The organism is Streptomyces sp. NPDC096311 (genome assembly GCF_044763085.1).
GTDB lineage: Bacteria > Actinomycetota > Actinomycetes > Streptomycetales > Streptomycetaceae > Streptomyces.
This window is the reverse complement of the sequence record NZ_JBIWFN010000001.1, coordinates 269,094-293,490: the sequence shown is the minus strand read 5'-3', so window position 1 is coordinate 293,490 and position 24,397 is coordinate 269,094. Positions and strand designations below refer to the sequence as shown.

The window sequence follows — 24,397 nt, the reverse complement described above, 5'->3', positions numbered from 1 at the left end:
GCCGGGGATCCGGCCGCCCCTCTGTGCGTGGGGTGTTACGGGGTCGGCGTGGCGTGCGGGGTGCACGTCACATCGGCCGCGTCCGTCTTGCCCGTGAGCAAGTAGGAGTCCACCCGGGTGTTGATGCACGGGTTGACCAGGCCGGTCACACCGTGCGAGCCCGCACCGTTCTCGGTGATCAGGCGGGAGCCCTTGAAGCGCTTGTGCAGTTCGACGGCGCCGGGGTACGGAGTGGCGGCGTCACGCGTGGACTGCACGATCAGGACGGCGGGCAGGCCCTTGCCGGTCTTGACGTTCACCGGGGTCTGCTGCTTGACCGGCCAGGTCGCGCAGGGCAGGTTCATCCACGCGTTGGCCCACGTCATGAACGGGTAGCTCTTGTGGAGCTTCGTGTTGTCCTTGTCCCACTTCGACCAGCTGGTGGGCCACTTGGCGTCGGTGCACTCGACGGCCGTGTAGACGGCGTTGCCGTTCTCCGAGGCGATGTTGCCCGCGGTGTCGGACATGTCGGGGGCGGCGGCGTCGACGAGCGCCTGGGTGTCACCGGCGACGTACTTGCTGAACGCCGTCGCGACCGGCACCCACGACGAGTCGTAGTACGGGGCGCTCTGGAAGAAGGAGATCAGTTCGGCGGGGCCCACGACGCCACCGAGCGGGCTCTTCTTCGCGGTGGCCCGCAGCTTCAGCCACTGGTCCTGGACCTTGGCGCGGGTGTCGCCGAGGTGGAAGGCGGCGTCGTTCCCCGCGACCCAGTCCTCCCAGTCCTTCCAGCGGCCCTCGAAGGCGATGTCCTGCTCCAGGTTGGCCTGGTACCAGATGTTCTCCTTCGCCGGGTTGACGACACTGTCGACGACCATGCGCCGGACGTGGCCCGGGAAAAGGGTGCCGTAGACGGCGCCGAGGTAGGTGCCGTAGGAGACGCCCAGGTAGTTGAGCTTCTTCTCACCGAGTCCGGCCCGGATGACATCCAGGTCGCGGGCGGTGTTGGGCGTGGTCATCTGCGCCAGCATCGCCTTGCCGCTGCGCTTGGCACAGCCGTCCGCGTACGCGGCGGCGAGCCCCCGCTGGACGCGCTTGTCGGCCTCGGAGTCCGGGACCGGGTCGGCCTTGGGCGCCTTCACGAACGCCTGCGGGTCAATGCAGGAGATCGGGGCGGAGTGGCCGACACCGCGCGGGTCGAAGCCCACGAAGTCGTACGCCTTCGAGGTGTTCACCCACAGGGGGGCCTTGGTGGTGACACGGCGCGGGAAGCGCATGCCCGAACCGCCGGGGCCACCCGGGTTGTAGACGAGCGCGCCCTGGCGCTCCGCCTTGGTCCCGGTGTTCCCGATACGGTCGACGGCGAGCTTGATCTGCTTGCCGTAGGGGTGGGCGTAGTCGAGCGGGACGGACACCCAGCCGCACTGGATCGGCTTCTCGAAGCCCCAGTCCGCAGGGCAGTCCTGCCAGTTGATCCCGGCCTTCGCGGCTCGGGCGGCGGCGATCGCCGCACCGCGGGCCTCGCGGTCCTGACCGTGACGCGAGTCGGCGGTGGCCGACGGCGCCGCGACGGCTCCGGCTATCAGGGTCGCCGTGACGAGTGCTCCGGCCGAAGCGAACGCGGTCAGGCGTCTCGTCGGTCTCTTAGCCCTCAAGTGGGACCTCCCCGTACATCGTTGCGATTGGTACGGGGATCCTTTCTGCTGTGAGGTCCCTGAGAACAGGGGCGACCGGCCTTCTTTACCATTCCGATAACCGGAGTACCAAGTCCCGTTGAGCGGAGAGCACTTATCGGTCGAGTGCGCGCAAGGCCTCGTCCAGCACGCGCCGCAGTCGCAGCGCGTCCGGCGCCAGGGCGCTCACCAGGACCGCGGGCCCGGCGAGCGGCATGAGAGCCGCGTACTCCCCCAACAGCCGCGCCTGCGGCGGCTCACTCACGAACTCCGGCCGTACGACGACGAGCTGACCCAGTGCCCGATGTCCCCCGAGCCCCGCGGGACCGTCCCAGCCGCCGGGTGCGCCGGGACCGCACGACAGCTCCTGGTCCAGCAGCGGCCGTCCGTCGAGCCGTACGGTAAGACGACTGGTGAGCCGTCCGGGTTGCTCGCCGACCCGCCCGAGTACCTGCTCCTCCCGGAAGACGAGCCGAGCGCCCGAGCAGAGCTCGACGCGCGAGGACACGTACAGGTCACTTCCCTGGGCGGAGATCAACTGCTCGGGCAGCCAGCGCAGTTCACCCCCGCAGGACACGTCGAGCCGCACGTCGTATCGGGCCTCGCCCTTGGCCTGTCCCGGCAGAGCGATGGTCGCGGCGGCCGATCCGACGTGCAGCCGTGCCCCCTCTCCCACCTCCGCCCGCACGGCGAAGCGGTCACCGCCGAGCGGCCCGCTCATCGCCCCGACGAGCATGACGCGTGCCTCGTCCCCGCTCGCCCGGGTGCGCCGCAGGGCGAGCGGCCCCTCTCCCTCCAGCACGGGCAGCGCGGTACCGCCGCGCCCGTCGGCCCGTGCCCCGATCCGTGCGGTGGCCCGTACTCCCGCTGTGGTCATGCCGTCCACGCGGCCAGCCGCTCCCGCACCCAGTCGGCGACGGACGTCACCCCGGCCTCGGTCCGCAGCGACTGGAAGACGACGGGCAGTTCGGCCCGCTGCGCCTTGGCGTCGGCGGCCATCCGTCCCAGGTCGGACCCCACGTACGGCGCCAGGTCGGTCTTGTTGACGACGAGCAGGTCGGCGGTGGTGACACCGGGCCCGCCCTTGCGCGGAATGTCGTCCCCGCCCGCCACGTCGATGACGAAGACCTGCGCGTCCACCAGTCCCCTGGAGAACGTCGCGGTGAGGTTGTCACCCCCGGACTCGACGAGGATGAGGTCCAAGGGCCCCACCTCGTCCTCCAGGTCCTCCACCGCTTCGAGGTTCGCGGAGATGTCGTCCCGGATCGCGGTGTGCGGGCACGCCCCCGTCTCCACGGCGGTGATCCGCTCCGGCGGGAGCACGGCCTCCCGCAGCAGGAACTCGGCGTCCTCCCGTGTGTAGATGTCGTTCGTGACGACCGCGAGCGACAGCTCCTCCCGCAGCGCCCGGCAGAGCGCGGCGACGGTCGCCGTCTTCCCGGACCCGACGGGCCCACCGAGCCCGATGCGCAGAGCGCGCCGCGAGCCGTCGGGCCGACGAGCGTCGGCACCGACGGCGGAGGCCCCGTCGCGGGAGTGATCGTGGTCGAGATGCATGATGGCGGCTCCGAGGTGTCGTCTTGCAGGCCTGTACGGGGGTCCGGGGGCGGAGCCCCAGGGGTGGGCATGGGCAGGGGCGGCGTGGGCGATCCACCTACGACGCGAAGAGCCGTACGGCCCAAGCCGCATGCGCCTGCGCACTGATCTCCAGCAACGGCGCCGACGCCGACGGCAACGCGTCGACCCCACCGTCGACCACCTTCCGCGCCGCGTCGGCCGCCGCACGCGCCACGACGTCCAACTCCGGCGCGAGCCGGGCCAGCACCCCCGTGGCGTCGAACGGATCAAGGCTCAGCAAGCGCACGGTCGCGGTCGCCGGACCGCTGACGCTCTCGTACGCGCAGCAGTACGCGGCGTCCTCGGGCCCGAGCCCGGCGGCCCGCGCCGCCAGCCCCAGGACGACCGGCTGGTGCGCTCCCTTGGGAAAGTCCCGTGCCAGCGCGTCGAGTTCCCCGGACGGCCAGGTCGCCCGAGCCGCCCGCATCAGCTGCCGCCCGAGCCGCCGCGCGGCGACCCGCAGAGCCGGCGACGGCGTGCGCGCGTCCGCGGCCGAGTCCAGCAGCGCCGGATCGACCCCGAGCGCGGCCGCCGCGGCCAGGGCGGCCGACACCAGCCCCGCCGTCTGCAGTCGCCCCCGGCAGAAGTCCTCCAGGCTCGCCGCCCCGCTGATCCGCCCGGCCTTGACCGCCGCCTCGGCCCCGCCGGAGTGGGCGTGCCCTCCGGCGGGGAAGCGGCCGTCGGCCAGGACGAGTAGTGCCGCGCGGGACATCAGAAGAGGAAGTAACGCTGGGCCATGGGCAGTTCGGCGGCCGGAGTGGCCTCGACCAGCTCCCCGTCGATGTGCACGGCGAAACTGTCGGGATCGACCCGTACTCGCGGCCGGGCGTCGTTCTCCCGCATGTCGGCCTTGGTCACCCCACGCGTCGAGTCGATCGCCACGAACCGTTTCCCCAGCGAGAGCCGCTCCGGCAGTCCGTCCTCGATGGCGAGCGGCGCCACGAAGTTGAACGAGTTCGAGGCGGGTGCCCGTCCGATCGCCCCGAACATCGGCCGGGGCAGGATCGGTTGCGGTGTCGGGATGGACGCGTTGGCGTCGCCCATCTGCGCGTATGCGATCTGCCCGCCCTTGATGACGAGCTGCGGCTTGACCCCGAAGAACGCGGGCTCCCACAGCACGAGGTCGGCCAGCTTGCCGGTCTCGACGGAGCCGATCTCGCGGGCGAGGCCCTGCGCGAGCGCCGGGTTGATCGTGTACTTGGCGACATATCGACGTACGCGGTGGTTGTCCGCGCGCCCGTCACCGGGGAGGGCGCCGCGCCGCCGCTTCATCACGTGGGCCGTCTGCCAGGTCCGCATGATGACCTCGCCGACCCGGCCCATCGCCTGCGCGTCGGACGAGATGATCGAGATGGCGCCCAGGTCGTGCAGGATGTCCTCGGCCCCGATGGTGGAGGGCCGGATGCGGGATTCGGCGAAGGCCAGGTCCTCCGGGACGGCCGCGTTGAGGTGGTGACAGACCATCAGCATGTCGAGGTGTTCCTCGGCGGTGTTGACGGTGTACGGCCGGGTCGGGTTGGTGGAGCTGGGCAGTATGTGCGGCTCGGAGACGACGGTCATGATGTCCGGCGCGTGCCCGCCGCCCGCACCCTCGGTGTGGTAGGCGTGGATGCCGCGGCCGGCGATCGCGGAGAGCGTGTCGCCGACGAACCCGGCCTCGTTCAGGGTGTCCGTGTGGATGGCGACCTGGATACCGGTGCGGTCGGCGACGGTCAGCGCGGCGTCGATGACGGCGGGCGTGGAGCCCCAGTCCTCGTGCAGCTTGAGCCCCAGCGCCCCGCCCCGGATCTGCGACAGCATCGCGTCGCGCGAGACGGTGTTGCCCTTGCCGAGCAGACCGAAGTTGAGCGGGTACTGCTCCATCGCCTCCAGCATCCGGGCGAGGTGCCAGGGGCCGGGAGTGACCGTCGTCGCCTTCGAGCCCTCGGCGGGACCTGTACCGCCGCCGACCAGCGTCGTGATGCCGGAGGCGAGCGCCTCGTCGGCGATCTGCGGACAGATCAGGTGGACGTGCGCGTCGATGGCACCCGCGGTGACGATCCGTCCGTTGCCCGCGATGATCTCGGTCTCGGGGCCGATGACGAGGTCGGGGTGGATCCCGTCCATGGTGTCCGGGTTGCCGGCCTTGCCGATGCCGGTGATCCGGCCGTCGCGGATGCCGACGTCGGCCTTGACGATCCCCCAGTGGTCGACGATCACGACACCGGTGATGACCGTGTCCGGAGTGCCTTCCGCGCGCGTGGCGCGCGCCTGGCCCATGGATTCGCGGATGACCTTGCCACCGCCGAAGACGGCCTCGTCACCGGCGAGCCCAGGGCCGCCGGAACGGTCCTCCTCGATCTCGATCAGCAGATCGGTGTCGGCGAGCCGGATGCGGTCGCCGGTGGTGGGGCCGAACAGGTCGGCGTATGCGGCGCGTGAGAGCTCAGGCATCGAGGGCACCTCCGGTCTCCCCGCGCAGGCCGGGCACGACACGGGCGCCGGTGAGCGGAACGAGTTCGACGTCGACGGGGATCCCGGGCTCGAAGCGCACGGCGGTGCCGGCGGCGACGTTGAGCCGCTTGCCGCGCGCGGCGGCGCGGTCGAAGTCCAGACCGGGGTTGGCCTCGGCGAAGTGGTAGTGGGAGCCGACCTGGACGGGCCGGTCGGCGGCGTTGAGGACGGTCAGCCGGGTGACCTCACGGCCCTCGTTGAAGGCGACGGGTCCGTCGGCGAACAGGATCTCTCCGGGAATCATGGCTCTCGCTCCCCCGTCAGACGATCGGGTCGTGGACGGTGACGAGCTTGGTGCCGTCCGGGAAGGTCGCCTCGACCTGGACGTCATGGATCATCTCGGGGATGCCCTCCATGACGTCGTCCCGGGTGAGGATCTTGCGTCCGGAGGACATCAGCTCGGCGACCGTACGGCCGTCGCGCGCGCCCTCGAGGATGTGCGACGTGATGAGGGCGACCGCCTCGGGGTGGTTCAGTTTGAGCCCGCGGGCCCGTCGCTTCTCGGCCACGTCGGCGGCCACATGGATCAGCAGCCTCTCTTGCTCGTGCGGGGTCAGTTGCACGGCGTCCCACCTCACAGTCCTCGCTCCGGACCGTGCGGGGTCCGGTGGCCGCAGCCACCAAAACCCCTGGTGGCGTGGATGGGCACGCTAGTTGGCCGTCGTTTCGAGGACGTTAACCGCGCTGTGCTGCACACATGACCGACGTGGACGCTCCCGGGCCGTCGTCGAGGCCGCGGCCCGGGACGAGGCCATGGGCCGGACCGTATACGGCGCGACGGCCGCTCGCCTTCGACGCGGCCGTCACCCTCACCGTCGCCGCCGAAGGGACCCTACGAGGCGCCGTGCCCCCGGTGCTCCGCCGCGATGCCGAAGCGCTGGCGCTCACGCGGGGCGGACGCGACCTCGCGGACGCTGGAGAGGGAGCTGACCACCTGCTCGTCGGCGGACTCCGGGAGTTCCTCGAGCCGCTCCAGGTCGGCGGCGGAGACCAGGGCGACGAGGGGCTTGCCATGCCGTGTCACCACGACGCGCTCGCCCCCGTACACCACCCGGTTGATCAGATCGGCGAGCTCAGCCCTGGCTTGCGTCACCGGAATCTCGTAGGCCATGCCCACCAGCTTAGTCCGGGCCCCCGGCACCTCCACAGAGTGGACGATCTCGTTCAGCTCCACCGAAAACGATGCGTGCGCACGATCTGGCGACCCTCTCCACCGGCGGCGCACGGGGAATTTCGCTGTCAGCCGAGCACCCTTCCCCCACTCTGTACGTCCTGTACATTTTTTACAGAACCCTTCACAGGAGGCGCGTGCCATGAATGAACCGTCCGCCCGTCACGTCCTGCCCGAGTTCACCGAACGGACGAGCATGGGGCACCGGACCCTGGATCCGTACGCGAAGCTGCTCGACGAGCGGATCGTGTTCCTCGGGACGCCGATCGACGACACCTCGGCGAACGACGTGATGGCGCAGTTCATGCACCTCGAATATCTGGCACCGGACCAGGACATCGCGCTGTACATCAACTCCCCCGGCGGCTCGTTCAGCGCGATGACGGCGATCTACGACACGATGCAGTTCGTCAGCTGCGACGTGGAGACCACCTGTCTGGGGCAGGCCGCTTCGGCCGCCGCCGTGCTGCTGGCCGGCGGCGCGCCGGGCAAGCGGTTCGCACTGCCGGGCGCCCGGGTGCTGATCCACCAGCCGTCACTTCCCGAGCCGGTACAGGGACAGGCGAGCGATCTGGCCCTCCAGGCCGAGGAGTTGATGCGCACTCGAAGGCTGCTGGAGGACATGCTCGTCCGCCACACGGGGCAGAGTCCTGAACAGGTCGCCGCCGACATCGAGCGGGACAAGATCCTGGACGCTCAGGCCGCGTTGGCGTACGGACTGGTGGACGGGATCATCCCCAGCCGCAAGACCTCGCGCACCGCGCCCGGTGCGAGGAACGCCACACCCGACGCGAGGTGATCCGCCGATGGTGCCCGAACTGCCCCCGTTGCCCGCGCTGACGCGCGCCGAGGCCGAGCTGATCGACCGTTACCTCGACGTGGTCGACCTACTGGGCCGTATCAACCCGGCCAGGCCCGGAGACACCTACCGCGGGCTGCGTGCCGCCCAGGCGCTGGTCGCCAAGGCCACCGAGCTGCGGGACGCCCTCGCGCTGATGCACCAGCGCGGCGAGAGCGAGGTGCACGCGCCGACGCTGGCGCAGGCTTTGCGCGTCCTCGACGGTGAGCGGCGGGCGGCCCGCGTCACCCTGCCGCCCGACGCCGACAACTGACACACCCACACCCGGGTCGCCGTGTACGCCAAGTCAGCGAGGCGTCCGGCCCGGGGTTCAAACGGACCAGATGGTGTACCCCCTGATGGAGTAGTCACAGGCCCCTTCGGGGAACCGAAAAAGTTGCGCAACGCGCGTAGCCCGGAGGCGGAATGAGACGCTCCGGTGCTGGTGGGACCGTCGTCGGCGTCCCCAACATCGCCCGAACAGAGGGTCGTCCACCCGAACGGGTGAGTGGTGAGTAACGCCACAAATCGCCGGTTCCGCTCGGATTTTCCGACCGCTATGCGTGAAGATCCCTTCCGACGACAAGCCCCCGCCACAGCGGCGGGGCGGTCCGGGCGGACGCCGAGTCCTGCCGCTGCCCGGATGACCGGTCGACAGAAGTGCATCGGCAGGAGTGGAGGACCCAGCAAGACGGGTCGCCGGAGAGATCCGGGCGGCCCTTGGGGTGAAGCCGCGCAAGCGGCCGGGCTACTTCGCCAGCCCGAATCCGACAGGTCATCCTTCACAGGCGGCTGACGAAGGGTTGCGCATGACTGCGCTCAATCGTGTCCCGTCGCTGTGGACCCGGGCCGGTACGGCCTCGGCGCTCACCCTCGCCGCCGTGGGCGGCAGCCTTGTGGTTCCTGGCGTCGCATCCGACGCCGAAGCGGCCACGCTGGCGACGAAGGCACTTCAGGTCGCGGCTTCCAAGAAGGGCTCCCCGTACCAGTACGGCGCCGCCGGGCCACGCCGCTTCGACTGCTCCGGGCTCACGCTCTACTCGTACAAGAAGGCGGGCAAGACGCTGCCTCGTACGGCCGCGGCGCAGTACAACAAGACACACCACATCTCCGCGTCCCACCGCAAGGCCGGAGACCTGGTGTTCTTCCACTCGGGCCGGAACGTGTACCACGTCGGCATCTACGCCGGGAAGGGAAAGATCTGGCACTCCCCGAAGACAGGGGAGGTCGTGAAGCTGCAGAAGATCTGGACGAAGAGCGTCTGGTACGGCCGGGTCAGCTGACCTGCCCGAGGGGGTGCCGGCCGGCCGGCACCCCCTCGGGGTTCCACCCCCGGGCGTGAAAAGCGGACGAACCGGTTACTCGTTCACCATGGCTGAGCGACCTTCCCCCGAGGAACGGAACGAGACGCCCCTGGAGCGCGCCGATCGCAACTTCGGCGAGCTGCTCCAGGAGCTGCGCGTCACGCAGACCGGTGTGCAGATCCTCTTCGCGTTCCTGCTGACGCTGGCGTTCACCCCGCGCTTCCCGTCCCTCGACACGGTGCAGCGCGCCACGTACGTCACCACCCTCCTGCTGGCCGTGGCGGCCGCCGCGCTCTTCACGGCGCCCGCCGCGCTGCACAGGTCGCTGTTCCGGCAGGGCGCGAAGCCGACCATCGTGCGGGTCTCCTCCGTCCTGGCCACGGTCGGGATGGGCGTGCTCATGCTGACGCTGACGGGATCGGTGCTGCTCGTCGTGGACGTGGCGCTGGGACGCGCCGCCGGGATCGCCTCGGGCGCGGGCACCCTGCTCGTCTGTGTGGCGCTGTGGGGCCTCCTGCCCGGCCTGGTGCACCGTGCCGTCGTCAGCGGAGCGCCGGCTCCGAGAGAAGCACCGGAACGAGAACCGTGAGCGCGCTCATCGCCGGACCACCCGCGGGCACGAACCGCGGCAGTCGGCTGAGGAAGGTGCTCGGCGCCTTCGGGTCGAGCGCGTCGGTGACGAGCCCCTGCCGCGGCGGGCGGTTCATCCCGACTGCCGCCGGCCGAACCAGCCGGACAGCGCGGTCGTAGCGCAGAGGGTGGCCGGGACGGCGGCGGCTCCGGTGGGGCCGCGGTCGCCGGGACCGGGAGATCCGCGCCGTACGCTCTCCGTCGCCCGCCGGGCCGGGGACCGGTCGGTGCCGCCGACCGAGGTCTTCCGGGCCCCGCCGCGAGGCGCCGGACGGGGCAGACACGACAACTGAGCCGCTCCTCAGGGCTCTTGTGGGCCACCGGCCGTCACCGGCTGGGCCGGCACCGTCCAGGGCAGCTCGATGGCGACCGTCTTGCCGCCCTCGCGGGTGGGCCGGACGACGAGTCTGCCGCCGCATTCGGCGGTCAGCCAGCGGATGATCACCATGCCGCGCCCGTTGTCCTGCTGGACGGCGGCGGGCAGACGTTTGGGAAAGCGCGGATGGCTGTCGGTGACGCCGATCCGCAGGTGTTCATCCCGGTCGAGCCGGACGTCCACCGTGAAGGTGGGCGACTGCCCGAACGTGTGTTGGACGGCGTTGGTGGCTAGTTCTGACACGATCAGGCGTACGGTGTCCGCGACTTCGGCGTCGCACGGCAGGCCCCATTCGGCCAGCACATCGGCGACGAATTTCCGGGCCGCGGAGACCGAGGCGGGATCGCTCGGCAGAGTGACGGATGCTTCCTGGTGATCTGCCATGGCGACGTCGTCCCTTTCCCACGGGACCGGAGTCCGACACGGAGCGGATGGTTCGAGTACGGTCCCGGACTGGTGCTTCGCGCCAGACTGCCATCACTGGGCCGGTCACGGGTGCGATCCACCGAGATATGCATATATCTGTCGCTCGATGCGGTGAACTCTGCGACGGCGGAGCGTATTTGGGCGGCTCGGGAGGAGTAAGGAGTACAGCCATGCAGCACGGTCCCGCGGTGCGCCGCCGCAAGCTCGGTGCCGAACTGCGCGCGCTGCGCGCCGATGCGGGTCTCACCAGTGGTGAGGCGGCCCGTCTCGTCGGCTGGCACCAGTCGAAGGTGAGCCGGATCGAGACCGGTATCAGTGGAGTGAAACCGGCCGATGTGGAGCGCCTGTTGGACGTCTACGCCGTCACGGGGCACGAGTTACGGGAGCTCCTGGTCGGCCTCGCGGGTTCCGAGGGCAACGGCCGCCATCACTGGTGGCACGCCTACCGCGGCGTCCTGCCGCCCACGTACCGCGACTTCATCAGTCTGGAGTCGCAGGCCAGCGGCATGCGCACGCTGGAGACCTCGGTGGTACCCGGACTGCTCCAGACGCCCGAGTACGCGCGGGAGGTGACCCGGGTCGCCGTCGGCGGCCTGGAGGACGGCAAGCTCGACGCGCTCGTCGAGGTGCGCCTCGCCCGGCAGGACGTCCTGCGTTCGAATCCGCCGCTGGAACTGACCGCGGTCCTGGACGAGGCCGTGTTAAGACGCGAGGTCGGCGGCCCGGAGGTGATGGCTCGGCAACTGGAGCGTCTGCGGGAGGCCGCCACCCTGCCTCAAGTGCGGCTTCAGGTCCTGCCGTTCGCCGCGGGAGCCCATATCGGCGTCACCGGGCCTTTCGTTATCTTCTCATTTCCGAACACAACTGATCTGGATGTGGTTGTTCTCGACCACTTGACGAGTAGCCTCTACCTCGAACGGAAAGAAGACCTTCAGGCCTACACCGAGGCCTTCAACGCCCTTCAGTTCCACGCCCTTTCGCCCGAGGACTCGTTGGACTACATCGCCGGGATAGGTGACGGCGCGTAAGGAGGCACCCCCATGACTGCACTGCCTCGGTACGTACTTTCCAGTACTTCACTCCACGACGTGCGATGGCTGCGCAGCAGCCGCAGTACGGGAATGAACAACTGCGTCGAGACGGCCCGACCCGGCCCAGGACCCTGGGCCGGACTGGTCGCCGTGCGCGATTCCAAGAACAAAGCGGGCCCCGCCCTGCTCTTCACTCCCGCCAGTTGGGAGGGCTTTGTCGCCGGACTGAACTGATCACGCCGACGGCGTGCTCGATCTGCGCGTCGGTGAGGTCCGCGCGGGCGGTCAGCCGCAGCCGGGAGATGCCGTCGGGCACGGACGGGGGGCGGAAGCAGCCGACGGCGAGTCCCGCTTCCCGGCAGTCGGCGGCCCACCGCACGGCCTGTTCGGCGGACGGTGCGCGCACGGAGACCACGGCGGCGTCCGGTCGTACGGCTTCCAGGCCCTCGGCGGTCAGCCGGGTGTGCAGCGCCGTCGCCACCGCGCGAGCCCGGGCGGCGCGCTCCGGCTCACGGCGCAGCAGCCTGAGCGCCGCGAGGGCCGCGCCCGCCGCCGCGGGCGCGAGACCGGTGTCGAAGATGAAGGTGCGCGCCGCGTTGACCAGGTGGTCGATGACCGGGGCGGGTCCGAGGACGGCTCCGCCCTGGCTGCCGAACGACTTGGAGAGCGTGGCGGTCACGACCACGTCCGGCGCGCCCGCGAGCCCCGCGGCCTGCGGGGCGCCCCGGCCGCCGTCGCCCAGGACGCCCAGCCCGTGTGCGTCGTCGACGAGCAGCGCCGCGCCGTGCTCGCGGCAGGCGGTGGCGAGTTCGGCCAGCGGGGCCGCGTCGCCGTCCACCGAGAAGACCGTGTCGGACACGGCGACGGCAGGACCCTCGTGCGTGCCCAGCGCCTTGCGCACGGCGTCGGGGTCGGCGTGCGCCACGACCTGGGTCGTGCCCCGGGCGAGCCGGCAGCCGTCGATGAGGGAGGCGTGGTTGCCCGCGTCCGAGACGACCAGCGAGCCGTGCGGCGCGAGCGTGGTCACGGCGGCGAGGTTGGCCGCGTAGCCGGAGGAGAAGACGAGCGCGGACTCGAAGCCGCAGAATTCCGCCAGCTCGCGTTCGAGTTCGCCATGAAGTTCGGTCGTGCCGGAGACGAGCCGCGAGCCGGTCGCACCGGCGCCCCAGCGGCGCGCGGCCTGTGCGGCGGCCGCCGTGATCTCGGGGTGGTGGGCCAGCCCGAGGTAGTCGTTGCTCGCCAGATCGAGAAGGGGTGAGTCGGCGGCGCGGGGGCGCAGGGTGCGGACGAGTCCGGCCTGGCGGCGCTGGTGCGCCTGCTCGTCGATCCACGCGAACGGCGATCCGGCCATGCTGGTGCCTCCGGGCCCTGGGAGTGGTCGTGAAGGGGTCATGAAGGTGGTCGTTTTGTAGGCAGTGCACAGACCCTAGCGGGGCGACGCGGCGCCCATGATGTGGCAATACCCACACGTCGAACCGTCTCTGTTGTGCAAACTCTCCTTGGCCGCAGCGGCTCGCATACGTCAGGATCAGATCTCATGGACCTGCTGAACACGCTGGTGGACAAGGGGCTTCGGCGCGAGCTGCCGACCCGTGACGAGGCGCTGGCCGTGCTGGCCACGTCCGACGACGACGTGCTCGACGTGGTGGCCGCGGCCGGAAAAGTCCGCCGGCACTGGTTCGGCCGTCGAGTGAAACTCAACTATCTGGTCAATCTGAAGTCCGGTCTGTGCCCCGAGGACTGCTCGTACTGCTCGCAGCGCCTCGGCTCCAAGGCCGACATCCTCAAGTACACCTGGCTCAAGCCGGACCAGGCCTCGCAGGCCGCGGCGGCCGGGCTCGCCGGGGGCGCCAAGCGGGTCTGCCTGGTGGCCAGCGGCCGCGGTCCGACGGACCGTGACGTGGACCGGGTCTCCGACACCATCAAGGCGATCAAGGACCGACACGAGAACGTCGAGGTGTGCGCCTGCCTGGGTCTGCTCTCCGACGGCCAGGCCGAGCGGTTGCGCGAGGCGGGAGCGGACGCCTACAACCACAACCTGAACACGTCCGAGGGGACGTACGGGGACATCACGACCACGCACACGTACGCCGACCGGGTGGACACGGTCCAGAAGGCGCACGCGGCCGGTCTGTCGGCCTGCTCGGGTCTGATCGCGGGCATGGGCGAGTCGGACGAGGACCTCGTCGACGTCGTCTACTCGCTGCGCGCGCTCGACCCGGACTCCGTTCCGGTGAACTTCCTGATCCCCTTCGAGGGCACCCCGCTCGCCAAGGAGTGGAACCTCACCCCGCAGCGGTGCCTGCGCATCCTGGCCATGGTCCGTTTCGTCTGCCCGGACGCGGAGGTCCGTATCGCGGGCGGCCGCGAGGTCCACCTCCGGACGATGCAGCCGCTCGCCCTGAACCTGGCCAACTCGATCTTCCTCGGCGACTACCTCACCAGCGAGGGCCAGGCGGGCAAGGCCGACCTGGAGATGATCGCGGACGCCGGATTCGAGGTGGAGGGCGCGGGTGAGGTGACCCTGCCGGAGCACCGCGCGACGGCGGGCGCGGGCTGCGGTGCGCATGCCGAGGCCGGGTGCGGGTCGCACGCGGACGCCGGGTGCGGGTCGCACGAGGGCGGCGGCGTGTGCGGTTCCGTGCAGGTGAAGGCCGAGGAGGAGCAGACCTCCGAAGCGCGTACGGATCTCGTCGCCGTACGCCGCCGAGGTGCCGGAACGGATCTCGCGCCCAATGCCTGACCGGTCCGAGCCGTCCACGCTGCCCGTGCGCGAACTGCTGGAGCTGGACCGGCGGCACGTCTGGCATCCGTACGGCCCCATGCCCGGGCGCCAGGAACCGCTCGTCGTGGAGTCGGCGAGCGGGGTACGCCTGCGGCTGGCGGACGGCTCGGGCGAGCTGGTCGACGGCATGTCGTCCTGGTGGTCGGCCATCCACGGCTACAACCACCCGGTCCTCAACGACGCGGCGCGCGACCAGCTGGAGCGCATGAGCCATGTCATGTTCGGCGGGCTCACGCACGAGCCCGCCGTGCGGCTGGCGAAGCGACTTGTCGACATCACGCCCGAGGGTCTCGAGCACGTCTTCCTCGCCGACTCCGGATCGGTGTCGGTCGAGGTCGCCGTCAAGATGTGCCTCCAGCACTGGCGCTCGCTCGGCCGCCCGGGCAAGCAGCGGCTGCTGACCTGGCGCGGCGGCTACCACGGGGACACCTGGCAGCCGATGTCGGTGTGCGACCCCGAGGGCGGGATGCACGAGCTGTGGCAGGGCGTGCTCCAGCGCCAGGTGTTCGCCGACGCCCCGCCGGCCGCGTACGAGGAGTCGTACGCCGACCAGCTGCGCGAGCTGATCGGGCGGCACGCCGACGAGCTCGCCGCGGTGATCGTGGAGCCGGTGGTACAGGGCGCGGGCGGGATGCGGTTCCACTCCCCCGCGTATCTGCGGGTGCTGCGGGAGGCGTGCGACGCGCACGACGTGCTTCTCGTCCTCGACGAGATCGCGACCGGCTTCGGCCGGACGGGTGCGCTGTTCGCGGCGGAGCACGCCGGTATCACGCCGGACGTGATGTGCGTCGGCAAGGCGCTGACCGGCGGCTATATGACGATGGCGGCCACGCTCTGCACGGCGCGGGTGGCCGAGGGCATCTCACGCGGTGAGGTCCCGGTGCTGGCTCACGGCCCGACCTTCATGGGCAATCCGCTGGCCGCCGCGGTGGCCTGCGCCTCGATCGACCTGCTCCTCGGACAGGACTGGCAGACCGAGGTCAAGCGGATCGAGGCGGGTCTGCGGGACGGCCTTGCGGAGGCGTCCTCGCTGCCGGGTGTCCGGGACGTACGTGTCCTGGGCGCGATCGGCGTCGTCCAGCTCGACCACGAGGTCGACATGAAGGCGGCCACGGCGGCGGCCGTGCGCGAGGGCGTGTGGCTGCGCCCGTTCCGCGACCTCGTCTACACGATGCCGCCGTACGTCACGGGTGACGCGGACGTGGCACGGATCGCGCGCGCGGTGTGCGCGGCGGCACGGGAGGGATGACATGGCGGTTCTGGTGATCACGGGGACGGGCACGGAGGTCGGCAAGACGGTCACGACGGCCGCCGTCGCCGCCACGGCCGTCGCGGCCGGACGCTCCGTGGCCGTGCTCAAGCCGGCGCAGACGGGGGTACGTCCGGACGAGCGCGGGGACGCCGACGAGGTGGCCCGACTCGCGGGCGCCGTGACCACGCTCGAACTCGCCCGCTATCCGGAGCCGTTGGCTCCGGCGACGGCCGCGCGGCGGGCCTCGCTGCCCCCGGTGAGCCAGGTCGCGGTGGCGAAGGCGGCGGCCGAACTGGCCACCGAGCACGACCTCGTGCTGGTCGAGGGAGCGGGCGGTCTCCTCGTCCGCTTCGACGACGAGGGCGGCACGCTGGCGGACGCGGCGAGCCTGCTGGGCGCGCCGGTGCTGGTGGTGGCGTCAGCGGGCCTCGGCACCCTGAACACCACCGAGCTGACGGCTCGTGAACTACGGCGCCGTGGGCTGGACCTGGCGGGAATCGTCATCGGCAGCTGGCCCGACGCCCCCGACCTGGCGTCGCGTTGCAACCTCGCGGATCTGCCCCTCGTGGCCGAAACCCCGCTCCTGGGTGCGCTACCCGCGGGGGCCGGGTCCTACGACGTCACCGCCTTCCGCACGGACGCGCCGAGCTGGCTGGCGCCGCGGCTCGGGGGGAGCTGGGATCCGCGCACTTTCCATGCGACGCAGGCAGCAGGCGCCCCCTAGGGCGTGGGCTGTGACACTGTGCGGCTCCGTCGCGTGGGCGCGCCCAGCCACAACCGCCCCGCAGCCGACCAACGACACCAACCGCCCCTCACCCCTCCCCCAACAACCGCACCAACTCGATCCGCGACCGGATGCCCAACCGCGTGAACACCCCCCGCAGATGATGATCAATGGTCCGCGGACTGAGCAACAACCGCGCCGCGATCTCCCGGTTGGTCGCCCCGTCGGCCGCCATGCGCGCGACCATCAACTGCTGCGCGGTGAGGCGGGCGATGAGATCGTCGGCGCCCCGCACCGGCGAGACGGGCTCCCCCAGGACGCGGAGTTCGGTCCGCGCCGCAGCCGCACACTGCGGCGAACCGAAGTGCTCGAACGCCTCGAGGGCGCTGTGCAGCCGGTCACGGGCCTCCGTCCGGTGCCGCAGTCGCCGTAGCGCACCGCCGAACAGCAGCTCCGTGCGGGCGCGTTCGAAGTCACGGGTGCCCGAGGCGTGCAGGTCGAGGGCGGTGCGGTAGTGCTCGACGGCCTCCGCGCCGGAGGCGAGCAGGGCGCGGCAGCGGGCGCTGAGCGCCAGGTCGTCGGGGCTGCGCACGGTACGCGCCCAGTGGTCGTAGTCGGCGTGGGCGGCCCGGGCGACCCGTGTGTCGCCGGTGCGGACGGCGGCCTCGACGTAGTGCGGGGTGGCGATGTGCCGGATGGCGCGGTGCCCGTGCCCGGGGCCGAATCCGGCGAGGGCGCGCAGCCGGGCCGCCGAGGCGGCGAAGCGGCCGGTGCTCAGGTCGAGGAAGGCGAGCGCGAACAGGGCCAGCGCGGCGGGCAGGCCGAGCCCGCGGGCGAGGGCGTAGGAGCGGGCGGCCTCGGCGCGCTCCCGGCAGACGTCCTCGTCGCCGGTGACCGCGGCGAACATCGCGAGGGCCGCCTGCAGATGGCAGGCCCCGTTGTCCTGGCCGGTGGTGTACGCCTGGCGGAGGGCCTCCAGGGTGGCCGCCTCGGCGGCCCGTGGCCGACCGGTCCAGAAGTCGGCGTACGCCCGGAACTCCATGGCCTGGGGAACGGTGACCCCGTCTCCCCCGGCCCGGGCGGAGGCGGCGGCCCGGACGGTGGCGGTGGCGGCCGCGGTGTGGTCGCCGAGCATGAGTGCGGCGATCCCGGAGTGGATCAGCAGGGTGGGATCGCCCCCGGGACCGCAGCGCCCGGCCGCCGCCTTCAGCAGGTCCCGCGCGTCGTCGTACCGGCCCTCGAACGCGGCGGCCAGTCCGCCCAGCGTGCCGGGCGGCACGATTCCCAGCCGGTCGGCGACGGCCGCCGCCTCCCGGCACCGGCGCAGGTCGCCGGTGTAGATCGCGGCTTCGGTGGCGCGGGCGAGGAGATGGACGGCGGCGTGCTGGGGGTGGTCCGTACGGGTCGGCTCCGTGCCGTCGTCGGCGTAGCGCACCGCGGCCGTCAGCAGCGCGTCGAACGCGTCCGTCGCGTTGCCCGCGCGCAGCGCGAGCAGACCGCCCAGGGCGTCGTCGTCGGTGGCGGCGACGAGCCGGCGGGCACGGTCGGCGTCGCCCGACCGCCAGGCGTCGGCGGCGGCGCGGGCGAGCAGGCGGGCCCGCTCGCCCGGCTCGGGGGACAGCGCGGCGGCGCGTTCGACGAGGGCGCAGGCCAGGACGGGGTCGCCCGCGGTGCGCGCGGTGTGGGCCGCCGCCCGGAGTTCGGCGGCGAGGCGTCGGCTGGGACCGAGCGCCGCGGCGCCCCGGTGCCAGGACCGCCGGGGTGACTCGCCCTCGCCGCGCAGGACGCGGGCGAGCAGGAGGTGGACGGCGCGCCGGTCCGTCACGGAGGCGGTCTCGTAGGCCGCTATCCGGGTCCATGGATCGCGGAAGACGATCCCGCCCGCCGTGGCGTGGGCGACTCCGGCCACCTCGGCGGTGACGAGGGGCCGGGTGTCGAGCCGGGCCGCGGTGACGGCCCGCAGGAAGGCATGGGTGTCGACCGGGTACTGGTCGGCCGCCGCGAGGAGCAGGAGGCGCCGGGTGGTGTCGGGCAGGGCGCGGACCTCCTGACGGTACGCGCGCAGGAGTACGGGAGGCTGGGCCGGCAGCGGGTCGAGGCCGGTCAGCTGACGCTCGGTCAGCGCGGAGGCGAGTTCCGCGGCGGCGCGGCGGTCGCCGTGCGCGGTGCGCAGGATCCGTACCCGTACGCCTTCGGGAAGCGAGGGGCCGAGCTCGGGTTGTGCGGGGCCGCGTACGGGGTTCACCGAAGTCACCACCCGAATGACGTTACTGGTGAGTTAACTGGCAAGTAAAGACCGGCGATTTCACCGATGCGGCGCGCGTAGACCCCGGTTGACACTCCAGGCACCCCACCCTTGTCTGGAGGCACCATGCAACGCCGCTCGCGTCGCATCGCCACGTTCTTCTCCGCCATGGTCGCGGCGCTCCTCGCGTCGCTCTCCCTGTCCGCCGTGCCCGCCCGGGCCGCGACCCACAACCCCGTCATCTTCGTGCACGGCCTCAGCAGTTCGGCGAGCAGTTGGGACGACTGGATCGCCGACTTCAAGGCCGACGGCTACAGCGGCTCCGAGCTGTTCGCGTGGTCGTACGACTGGGGACAGTCGAACGTGACCACGGCCCAGCAGCTCTCCACCGAGGTCAAGAACGTCCTCGCGCAGACCGGCGCGTCGAAGGTGGACCTGGTCGTCCACTCCATGGGAGCGCTGAGTGCCCGCTACTACCTCAAGAACCTCGGCGGGACCTCGTACGTCGACGACTTCGTGTCCACCGCCGGGGTGAACCACGGAACCACGGTCGCGAGCTGGTGCAAGTGGCTCTACACCTCGTGCGCCGAGATGTACACCGGCAGTTCCTTCCTGACCGCGCTGAACTCCGGTGACGAGACGCCGGGCAGTGTCTCGTACGCCAGCTACTGGTCGAACTGCGACGAGCTGATCAACCCGGACACCAGTGCGATCCTGAGCGGTGCCACCAATGTGGAGGCCGGCTGCATCTCGCACACCGACATGAACAACGACTACGGCGTCTACGAGCAGGTGCGCGACTTCATCGCCTGACGCGTGGGCCGACCCGCGTAGGACGCAGGTCGAGTGTCGTCAAGCGTGTGGCGGACGTCCCGGGGGGACAATCCCGGTAAGACCCCGTCCTCCCGGGAGGTCCGTCATGCCCTTCAGGTCAGCCGGCTCCGCCAAGCTGTCGCACGACGCCGTGCACCATCCGCTGTTCGCCCGCTACTACGCCCGCATCAGCGTGACGGCCGAGACCAGGATGGGCATCGGTGCGGTACGCGACCGGCTGCTCACCGGTCTTTCGGGGCGGGTCATCGAGATCGGCGCGGGCAACGGGCTGAACTTCGCGCACTACCCGAGCGCCGTCTCCGAGGTGGTGGCGATCGAACCCGAGCGGCTGCTGCGGCAGTTGGCCGTGGAGGCCGCGCTGCGCTCCGAGGTGCCCGTGGACGTGGTGCCGGGCGCGGCGGAGGCGCTGCCGGTCAAGAGCGAGGCGTTCGACGGGGCGGTGCTCTCGCTGGTGCTGTGCAGTGTGCGCGATGTGCCGCGGGCCCTCGGTGAGGTGCGGCGCGTGCTGCGGCCCGGTGGCACGGTGTGGTTCTTCGAGCACGGCAAGGGCGACGGACGTGTGATGGCGTCCGTCCAGCGCGGACTGGACCGGACGGTGTGGCCGCGGCTGAACGGCGGTTGCCATCTGGCCCGCGACCCGATCGCCGCGCTGCGCGAGGCCGGGTTCGAACTGGGCCCCTACCGGCGGCTGTTCATTCCCGAGAAGGGGCCGCGGCTGCCCACGTCGTACTGTGTGCTGGGCAGCGCGAGGCGCCCGCTGGTCGGGGAGTAGTCACAGACTCCACTGCCGCAGCTCCTGTGCGATCTCGTGCACGGTCGCGTCGCCGCCCTTCACCAGGCGGGCGAGTTCGCGCACCTGCTCGGGCGAGGTGACGACCTTGAGGCCGCTGGCGACGAGATAGGCGTACGCGACGGCCGAGGCGAACATCGCGTTGGACCGTTCGAGCGCCGGGACGTGCAGCAGCAACTGGAGCAGCGCGGCGGCGCGGGCGTGCGGGCTGTCGTAGACGGGAATGCCGAATATCTCCGCCTCGTGCCGGCTGACGGCGGCGACGAGGGCTCCCCAGTCGGTGACCTGGGGATCTCCGGGCGTCTTCTGTTCGGCGATCATGAGGAGCCAGGCGAGGTCGACTCTGAGACTGCTCAAGGGATCAACGACGACCTTCGCGCGAGCCGTCCCGGAACGTGTCCCGTGAGCCCTCCCGGTCCGCGCCGAACTCCTCGGCGAAGACGTCTCCGTACTGCTTCATGAAGTCGGAGGCGGCGTCGACGAAAGTGTGTCCGACCTCCCCGGTGTCCTGTCTGACCAGTTCTTCGATGTAGCGGTTCACGCTCATGCCGCGCTCCAGGGCCCGCTCCCGGGCCGCCCGGGCCGTGCCCTCGTCCACCCGCACGTTCAGCTGAGTCTTCGCCATACCTCGAAGCTAGCGCCGAAGTGCTAGCACCCGCAAGGGCGCGACTCGCCGGAGCCGGTACCTCGGGGGGATACCGGCTGTGGGCGGGGTCACACTACGCTCGGCCGGGACCGGGGAGTCAGGACGTCCATCACGGAGGAGGCGGCCTTGTCCACACCTGCTGCGGAGCACGCCGTCGGACGACGGGACGCCGACGCGGTCGCCGCCCGCGCCCGCGGCCTGACGAAGGCGTACGGATCCGGCGAGACCACCGTCCTCGCCCTCGACTCGGTCGACGTGGACATCGCGCGCGGCCGCTTCACCGCGGTCATGGGCCCCTCGGGTTCCGGGAAGTCGACGCTGATGCACTGCCTCGCGGGACTCGACACCGTCTCGGCCGGACAGGTGTGGCTCGGCGACACCGAGATCACGGGGCTCAAGGACCGTGAGCTGACCCGGCTGCGCCGGGACCGGATCGGGTTCATGTTCCAGTCCTTCAATCTGATCCCCACGCTGAACGCGGCCGAGAACATCACGCTGCCGATGGACATCGCGGGCCAGAAACCCGACCAGAAGTGGCTGGACCAGGTCATCGACACGCTCGGGCTGCGGGACCGGCTGAAGCACCGGCCCGCGCAGCTCTCCGGCGGACAGCAGCAGCGCGTCGCCTGTGCGCGGGCGCTCGCCTCCCGGCCCGAGCTGATCTTCGCGGACGAGCCGACCGGCAACCTCGACTCCCGTGCGGGGCTCGAGGTCCTCGGCTTCCTGCGCGAGGCGGTCGACGACCTCGGCCAGAGCGTCGTCATGGTCACGCACGATCCGGGCGCGGCGGCCCACTCCGACGTGGTGCTGTTCCTCGGCGACGGGCGGATCGTGGACGAGATGGAACGGCCGACGGCGGAGGCGGTGCTGGAGCGCATGCGCCACTTCTCCACAGGCCGCCCGGCCGCCGGGGGCGCCTCCGACGACGTGGACGTGGTCCTGGCCGCCGACTCGGACGACGCATCTCTCGACACCTTCGACAAGGACTGAGGCGGCGGCCGTGCTCAAGGCGACTCTGCGGAGCTTCCTCGCCCACAAGGGACGACTGCTGCTCTCGGCGCTGGCCGTCGTGCTGTCCGTGGCGTTCGTGGCGGGCAGCCTGATCTTCTCGGACACGGTCACCCGTACGTTCGACCGCCTCTTCGCCTCCACAGCGGCCGATGTGACCGTGTCGCCGAAGAACGACCTCAAGTCGCGGGTGGCGACCGGCGCCACGCCGACGCTGCCCGCCTCGCTCGCGGACCGGCTCGCGAAGGTCGACGGCGTGGCGGCCACCCATGTGGACGTGAGCGTCGAGAACCTCACCATCGTCGACCGCGAGAACAAGTCGATCGGACCCACCTCGGGCGCGCCGACCATCGCCACCAACTGGCAGGTCACCAAGCGCAGCCCGGTGAAACTGACCTCCGGCCACGCCCCGCACGGCGCCGACGAGGCACTGCTCGACGCGGACACCGCCCAGCGCAAGCATGTGGCGATCGGCGACACCCTGACGGTGCAGGCCGAGCGCACCTTCCCGGTGAGGATCGTCGGCGTCGCCACCTTCACCACCACCAACCCCGGTGCCGCGCTGCTGTTCCTGGACACCCCCACCGCGCAGGCGAACCTGCTCGGCAGCCCGGACGCCGCCACGAGCATCGCGGTGGACGCGGCGCCCGGGGTCGCCGACGCTCCGCTCAAGCAGCGGGTCGCGGCGCAGGTGGGCACCAGGACGTATGAGGTGAGGACCGCCGACGAGCAGGCCAAGGACGCCGCCGCGCAGCTCGGCGGATTCCTGGACGTCATCAAGTACGTGATGCTCGGCTTCGCCGGCATCGCCGTACTGGTCGGCGTCTTTCTGATCGTCAACACCTTCTCGATGCTCATCGCCCAACGCACGCGTGAGCTGGGCCTGTTGCGCGCGCTCGGCGCCGACCGGCGGCAGGTGCGGCGGTCGGTGCTCACCGAGGCGCTGCTGCTCGGTCTGGTGGGCTCGACGCTCGGACTCGCCGCGGGGATCGGTCTCGCCCTCGGGCTGATCCGGCTCATGAGCGCGTTCGGGATGAACCTCAAGTCCACCGAGATGGTGATCGGGTGGCCGACCCCCGTCACGTCGTACGTCGTCGGGGTCGGCGTCACCTTCGTGGCGGCGTATCTCCCCGCCCGGCGTGCGGCCGGTGTCTCCCCGATGGCGGCCCTCTCGGACGCCGAGGTCGCCGGGGTGGGACGGCCGCTGCGGACGCGCGCCCTGGTGGGCTCGGTCGTGGGCGTGGCCGGAGCCGCCGCGCTGGCCGGCTGCGCCACGGCGTCGAGGACCGCGACCTCCGCCTCCCTGCTGGGTCTCGGTGTCGTACTCACCCTCATCGCGACGGTGATCGCGGGTCCGCTCCTTGTACGGCCGGTGATCCGGGTCCTGGGCGGTGCCTTCCCCGCCCTGTTCGGCCCGGTCGGCCGGATGAGCCAGCGCAACGCGCTGCGCAATCCGCGGCGCACCGGCGCCACGGCGGCCGCGCTGATGGTGGGCCTCGCGCTGGTCGGCGGGATGTCCGTGGCGAGCGCGTCCATGAGCAAGTCCTTCGATCACCAGATCGACAAGACGCTCGGCTCCGACTTCGTGATCCAGAACAGCAACTTCGTGCCGTTCACCAGGGAGATCACGGACAAGGTGCGCGCCACCCAGGGTGCTGGGCTCGTCGTCCGCCAGCGGTTCACGCCGGTCGCGGTGCGGCTGCCGGACGGCAAGCGGGTCGAGACGACCGCGGCGGGCTACGATCCGCGGCTCGACGACGTCGCCCACGTCACGTACACCCAGGGGGACACGGCGGCGGCGCTCGGTGCCGGGCACCTGTCGATGGACGCGCAGTTCGCGCGGGAGCACGGCGTGCGCGTCGGCAGTGTGATCCCCGTCGAGTTCCCCGCCGGGCGGAAGACCGAGCTGACGGTGGGGGCGCTCACCGACCAGGGCGGCTCCGGGGGGTTCGGAATGCAGGGCGGGCTGGTCTTCGGCTTCGGCACGGTCGAGAAGTACGTGCCCGGCGGGCAGGACTCGGCCCTGTACGTGAACGCGGCTCCCGGCACGAGCCCCGACCGGCTGCGCGCGCAACTGGAGCAGACACTCAAGCCGTATCCGCAGGTGCAGGTCCGTGACCAGGCCGACTACAAGAAGCTCGTGCACGACCAGATCGCCGTGCTGCTCTACCTCGTGTACGCGCTGCTCGGACTCGCGATCGTGATCGCGGTGCTCGGCGTGGTCAACACCCTCGCCCTGTCGGTGGTCGAACGCACCCGTGAGATCGGGCTGCTGCGCGCCATCGGGCTCGCCAGGCGCCAACTGCGCCGGATGATCAGGCTGGAGTCGGTGGTGATCGCCGTGTTCGGCGCCGTCCTCGGCCTCGCGCTCGGGCTGGTTTGGGGCGTCTGTGTGCAGCGGGTCCTCGCGCTCCAGGGCATGAAGTCGCTCGCCATCCCCTGGACCACCATCGTCGCCGTGGTCGTGGGTTCGGCGGTCGTGGGCATCGTGGCGGCGCTGCTGCCGGCGCTGCGTGCCTCGCGCATGAACGTCCTGGCGGCCATCGCGCACGAATGATGTACGCGTCCTGTGGTG

The 24,397-nt window shown here is 71.3% G+C and carries 26 protein-coding genes and 1 riboswitch; of the genes, 13 read left to right on the top strand and 13 right to left on the bottom strand.

Features of this window, described 5'->3' with window-relative positions; all coding sequences use genetic code 11:
• Positions 1–35: 35 nt before the first annotated feature.
• From ACIRA5_RS01305 to ACIRA5_RS01270, 8 genes are all read right to left on the bottom strand, one after another.
• Positions 36–1,634 carry an alpha/beta hydrolase gene (locus tag ACIRA5_RS01305; RefSeq protein WP_403686120.1) on the bottom strand — a complete coding sequence of 533 codons (1,599 nt, stop codon included), beginning with the start codon at positions 1,632–1,634 and terminating at the stop codon, positions 36–38.
• Between the two features lie 133 nt (positions 1,635–1,767).
• The gene (locus tag ACIRA5_RS01300; RefSeq protein WP_403686119.1) at positions 1,768–2,529 is read right to left on the bottom strand and encodes an urease accessory protein UreD; all 762 of its coding nucleotides are present in this window, start codon (positions 2,527–2,529) and stop codon (positions 1,768–1,770) included.
• Positions 2,526–3,209, bottom strand: a complete 684-nt coding sequence (gene ureG, locus ACIRA5_RS01295) for an urease accessory protein UreG (protein WP_403686118.1) — start codon at positions 3,207–3,209, stop codon at positions 2,526–2,528. The genes ACIRA5_RS01300 and ureG overlap by 4 nt, the downstream gene beginning before the upstream one ends.
• A 97-nt stretch (positions 3,210–3,306) precedes the next feature.
• A complete protein-coding gene (locus ACIRA5_RS01290) occupies positions 3,307–3,981 on the bottom strand; it encodes an urease accessory protein UreF (RefSeq protein WP_403686116.1) in 675 nt (224 codons plus the stop codon).
• Positions 3,981–5,702, bottom strand: coding sequence for an urease subunit alpha (locus ACIRA5_RS01285; protein ID WP_403686114.1), 1,722 nt, complete (start codon positions 5,700–5,702; stop codon positions 3,981–3,983). The genes ACIRA5_RS01290 and ACIRA5_RS01285 overlap by 1 nt, the downstream gene beginning before the upstream one ends.
• Entirely contained in the window at positions 5,695–6,006 is a 312-nt protein-coding gene (locus tag ACIRA5_RS01280; RefSeq protein ID WP_054228979.1) for an urease subunit beta, read from the bottom strand. Before ACIRA5_RS01280 ends, ACIRA5_RS01285 begins: the two co-directional genes overlap by 8 nt.
• Before the next feature lie 16 nt (positions 6,007–6,022).
• Positions 6,023–6,325 carry an urease subunit gamma gene (locus ACIRA5_RS01275; protein WP_054229180.1) on the bottom strand — a complete coding sequence of 101 codons (303 nt, stop codon included), beginning with the start codon at positions 6,323–6,325 and terminating at the stop codon, positions 6,023–6,025.
• Positions 6,326–6,594: 269 nt separating this feature from the next.
• A complete protein-coding gene (locus ACIRA5_RS01270; protein WP_060902456.1) occupies positions 6,595–6,873 on the bottom strand; it encodes a type II toxin-antitoxin system Phd/YefM family antitoxin in 279 nt (92 codons plus the stop codon).
• Between the two features lie 202 nt (positions 6,874–7,075).
• Between ACIRA5_RS01270 and ACIRA5_RS01265 the strand changes: the two genes are divergently transcribed.
• From ACIRA5_RS01265 to ACIRA5_RS01250, 4 genes are all read left to right on the top strand, one after another.
• Positions 7,076–7,732: an ATP-dependent Clp protease proteolytic subunit gene (locus ACIRA5_RS01265; protein ID WP_403686111.1), complete on the top strand. Its 657-nt coding sequence runs from the start codon at positions 7,076–7,078 to the stop codon at positions 7,730–7,732.
• Between the two features lie 7 nt (positions 7,733–7,739).
• Entirely contained in the window at positions 7,740–8,045 is a 306-nt protein-coding gene (locus ACIRA5_RS01260; RefSeq protein WP_054228981.1) for a hypothetical protein, read from the top strand.
• 346 nt (positions 8,046–8,391) lie between these two features.
• Positions 8,392–8,577: riboswitch (cyclic di-AMP (ydaO/yuaA leader) on the top strand.
• A 3-nt stretch (positions 8,578–8,580) separates the two neighbouring features.
• On the top strand, positions 8,581–9,054 hold the full coding sequence (locus tag ACIRA5_RS01255) for a C40 family peptidase (RefSeq protein WP_054228982.1): 474 nt from the start codon (positions 8,581–8,583) through the stop codon (positions 9,052–9,054).
• 88 nt (positions 9,055–9,142) lie between these two features.
• The gene (locus tag ACIRA5_RS01250) at positions 9,143–9,664 is read left to right on the top strand and encodes a DUF6328 family protein (protein ID WP_403686110.1); all 522 of its coding nucleotides are present in this window, start codon (positions 9,143–9,145) and stop codon (positions 9,662–9,664) included.
• Positions 9,665–10,006: 342 nt separating this feature from the next.
• On the opposite strand, the gene ACIRA5_RS01245 is transcribed toward ACIRA5_RS01250, so the two are convergent.
• On the bottom strand, positions 10,007–10,465 hold the full coding sequence (locus ACIRA5_RS01245) for an ATP-binding protein (protein WP_266416963.1): 459 nt from the start codon (positions 10,463–10,465) through the stop codon (positions 10,007–10,009).
• A gap of 212 nt (positions 10,466–10,677) precedes the next feature.
• Here ACIRA5_RS01245 and ACIRA5_RS01240 point away from each other — a divergent pair, with 212 nt between their 5' ends.
• Entirely contained in the window at positions 10,678–11,535 is an 858-nt protein-coding gene (locus tag ACIRA5_RS01240) for a helix-turn-helix domain-containing protein (protein ID WP_403686109.1), read from the top strand.
• 12 nt (positions 11,536–11,547) lie between these two features.
• Positions 11,548–11,772 (top strand): DUF397 domain-containing protein, encoded by a 225-nt coding sequence (locus ACIRA5_RS01235; protein ID WP_352046696.1) that lies wholly within the window; start codon positions 11,548–11,550, stop codon positions 11,770–11,772.
• Here ACIRA5_RS01235 and ACIRA5_RS01230 read toward each other — a convergent pair.
• Positions 11,729–12,889, bottom strand: a complete 1,161-nt coding sequence (locus ACIRA5_RS01230; protein ID WP_403686107.1) for an 8-amino-7-oxononanoate synthase — start codon at positions 12,887–12,889, stop codon at positions 11,729–11,731. The genes ACIRA5_RS01235 and ACIRA5_RS01230 overlap by 44 nt on opposite strands.
• 186 nt (positions 12,890–13,075) lie before the next feature.
• Between ACIRA5_RS01230 and bioB the strand changes: the two genes are divergently transcribed.
• Genes bioB through bioD form a run of 3 tightly spaced genes read left to right on the top strand, consistent with a single transcriptional unit; the run spans position 13,076 to position 16,299 of the window.
• Positions 13,076–14,281 (top strand): biotin synthase BioB, encoded by a 1,206-nt coding sequence (gene bioB, locus ACIRA5_RS01225; protein ID WP_403686105.1) that lies wholly within the window; start codon positions 13,076–13,078, stop codon positions 14,279–14,281.
• Complete coding sequence (locus tag ACIRA5_RS01220; protein ID WP_403686104.1) at positions 14,274–15,572, top strand: adenosylmethionine--8-amino-7-oxononanoate transaminase; 1,299 nt, start codon at positions 14,274–14,276, stop codon at positions 15,570–15,572. Before bioB ends, ACIRA5_RS01220 begins: the two co-directional genes overlap by 8 nt.
• A 1-nt stretch (position 15,573) precedes the next feature.
• The gene (gene bioD, locus ACIRA5_RS01215) at positions 15,574–16,299 is read left to right on the top strand and encodes a dethiobiotin synthase (protein ID WP_403686102.1); all 726 of its coding nucleotides are present in this window, start codon (positions 15,574–15,576) and stop codon (positions 16,297–16,299) included.
• A gap of 88 nt (positions 16,300–16,387) precedes the next feature.
• Here the strand turns inward: bioD and ACIRA5_RS01210 are convergent, their stop codons facing one another.
• Positions 16,388–18,556: a LuxR C-terminal-related transcriptional regulator gene (locus tag ACIRA5_RS01210; protein WP_403686100.1), complete on the bottom strand. Its 2,169-nt coding sequence runs from the start codon at positions 18,554–18,556 to the stop codon at positions 16,388–16,390.
• A gap of 114 nt (positions 18,557–18,670) precedes the next feature.
• Between ACIRA5_RS01210 and ACIRA5_RS01205 the strand changes: the two genes are divergently transcribed.
• Both ACIRA5_RS01205 and ACIRA5_RS01200 read left to right on the top strand, forming a co-directional pair.
• Positions 18,671–19,357, top strand: coding sequence for an esterase/lipase family protein (locus ACIRA5_RS01205; protein ID WP_403686098.1), 687 nt, complete (start codon positions 18,671–18,673; stop codon positions 19,355–19,357).
• Positions 19,358–19,463: 106 nt separating this feature from the next.
• Positions 19,464–20,150 (top strand): class I SAM-dependent methyltransferase, encoded by a 687-nt coding sequence (locus tag ACIRA5_RS01200; RefSeq protein ID WP_403686097.1) that lies wholly within the window; start codon positions 19,464–19,466, stop codon positions 20,148–20,150.
• On the opposite strand, the gene ACIRA5_RS01195 is transcribed toward ACIRA5_RS01200, so the two are convergent.
• A complete protein-coding gene (locus tag ACIRA5_RS01195) occupies positions 20,151–20,525 on the bottom strand; it encodes a hypothetical protein (protein WP_054228993.1) in 375 nt (124 codons plus the stop codon). It lies immediately after the preceding gene.
• A gap of 4 nt (positions 20,526–20,529) precedes the next feature.
• The gene (locus ACIRA5_RS01190; protein ID WP_352046687.1) at positions 20,530–20,793 is read right to left on the bottom strand and encodes a toxin-antitoxin system HicB family antitoxin; all 264 of its coding nucleotides are present in this window, start codon (positions 20,791–20,793) and stop codon (positions 20,530–20,532) included.
• Positions 20,794–20,940: 147 nt separating this feature from the next.
• On the opposite strand from ACIRA5_RS01190, the gene ACIRA5_RS01185 reads away from it, so the two are divergent.
• Positions 20,941–21,804, top strand: coding sequence for an ABC transporter ATP-binding protein (locus ACIRA5_RS01185; protein WP_403686095.1), 864 nt, complete (start codon positions 20,941–20,943; stop codon positions 21,802–21,804).
• A 10-nt stretch (positions 21,805–21,814) separates the two neighbouring features.
• Positions 21,815–24,379 carry an FtsX-like permease family protein gene (locus ACIRA5_RS01180; RefSeq protein ID WP_403686094.1) on the top strand — a complete coding sequence of 855 codons (2,565 nt, stop codon included), beginning with the start codon at positions 21,815–21,817 and terminating at the stop codon, positions 24,377–24,379.
• Positions 24,380–24,397: the final 18 nt, after the last annotated feature.

Coding starts and splice junctions, on each gene's coding strand:
- ACIRA5_RS01300 (WP_403686119.1), bottom strand. CDS start 2,529: ATGACCACAGCGGGAGTACGGGCCACCGCACGGATCGGGGCACGGGCC.
- ureG (WP_403686118.1), bottom strand. CDS start 3,209: ATGCATCTCGACCACGATCACTCCCGCGACGGGGCCTCCGCCGTCGGT.
- ACIRA5_RS01290 (WP_403686116.1), bottom strand. CDS start 3,981: ATGTCCCGCGCGGCACTACTCGTCCTGGCCGACGGCCGCTTCCCCGCC.
- ACIRA5_RS01285 (WP_403686114.1), bottom strand. CDS start 5,702: ATGCCTGAGCTCTCACGCGCCGCATACGCCGACCTGTTCGGCCCCACC.
- ACIRA5_RS01280 (WP_054228979.1), bottom strand. CDS start 6,006: ATGATTCCCGGAGAGATCCTGTTCGCCGACGGACCCGTCGCCTTCAAC.
- ACIRA5_RS01270 (WP_060902456.1), bottom strand. CDS start 6,873: ATGGCCTACGAGATTCCGGTGACGCAAGCCAGGGCTGAGCTCGCCGAT.
- ACIRA5_RS01265 (WP_403686111.1), top strand. CDS start 7,076: ATGAATGAACCGTCCGCCCGTCACGTCCTGCCCGAGTTCACCGAACGG.
- ACIRA5_RS01260 (WP_054228981.1), top strand. CDS start 7,740: ATGGTGCCCGAACTGCCCCCGTTGCCCGCGCTGACGCGCGCCGAGGCC.
- ACIRA5_RS01255 (WP_054228982.1), top strand. CDS start 8,581: ATGACTGCGCTCAATCGTGTCCCGTCGCTGTGGACCCGGGCCGGTACG.
- ACIRA5_RS01250 (WP_403686110.1), top strand. CDS start 9,143: ATGGCTGAGCGACCTTCCCCCGAGGAACGGAACGAGACGCCCCTGGAG.
- ACIRA5_RS01245 (WP_266416963.1), bottom strand. CDS start 10,465: ATGGCAGATCACCAGGAAGCATCCGTCACTCTGCCGAGCGATCCCGCC.
- ACIRA5_RS01240 (WP_403686109.1), top strand. CDS start 10,678: ATGCAGCACGGTCCCGCGGTGCGCCGCCGCAAGCTCGGTGCCGAACTG.
- ACIRA5_RS01235 (WP_352046696.1), top strand. CDS start 11,548: ATGACTGCACTGCCTCGGTACGTACTTTCCAGTACTTCACTCCACGAC.
- ACIRA5_RS01230 (WP_403686107.1), bottom strand. CDS start 12,889: ATGGCCGGATCGCCGTTCGCGTGGATCGACGAGCAGGCGCACCAGCGC.
- bioB (WP_403686105.1), top strand. CDS start 13,076: ATGGACCTGCTGAACACGCTGGTGGACAAGGGGCTTCGGCGCGAGCTG.
- ACIRA5_RS01220 (WP_403686104.1), top strand. CDS start 14,274: ATGCCTGACCGGTCCGAGCCGTCCACGCTGCCCGTGCGCGAACTGCTG.
- bioD (WP_403686102.1), top strand. CDS start 15,574: ATGGCGGTTCTGGTGATCACGGGGACGGGCACGGAGGTCGGCAAGACG.
- ACIRA5_RS01205 (WP_403686098.1), top strand. CDS start 18,671: ATGCAACGCCGCTCGCGTCGCATCGCCACGTTCTTCTCCGCCATGGTC.
- ACIRA5_RS01200 (WP_403686097.1), top strand. CDS start 19,464: ATGCCCTTCAGGTCAGCCGGCTCCGCCAAGCTGTCGCACGACGCCGTG.
- ACIRA5_RS01190 (WP_352046687.1), bottom strand. CDS start 20,793: ATGGCGAAGACTCAGCTGAACGTGCGGGTGGACGAGGGCACGGCCCGG.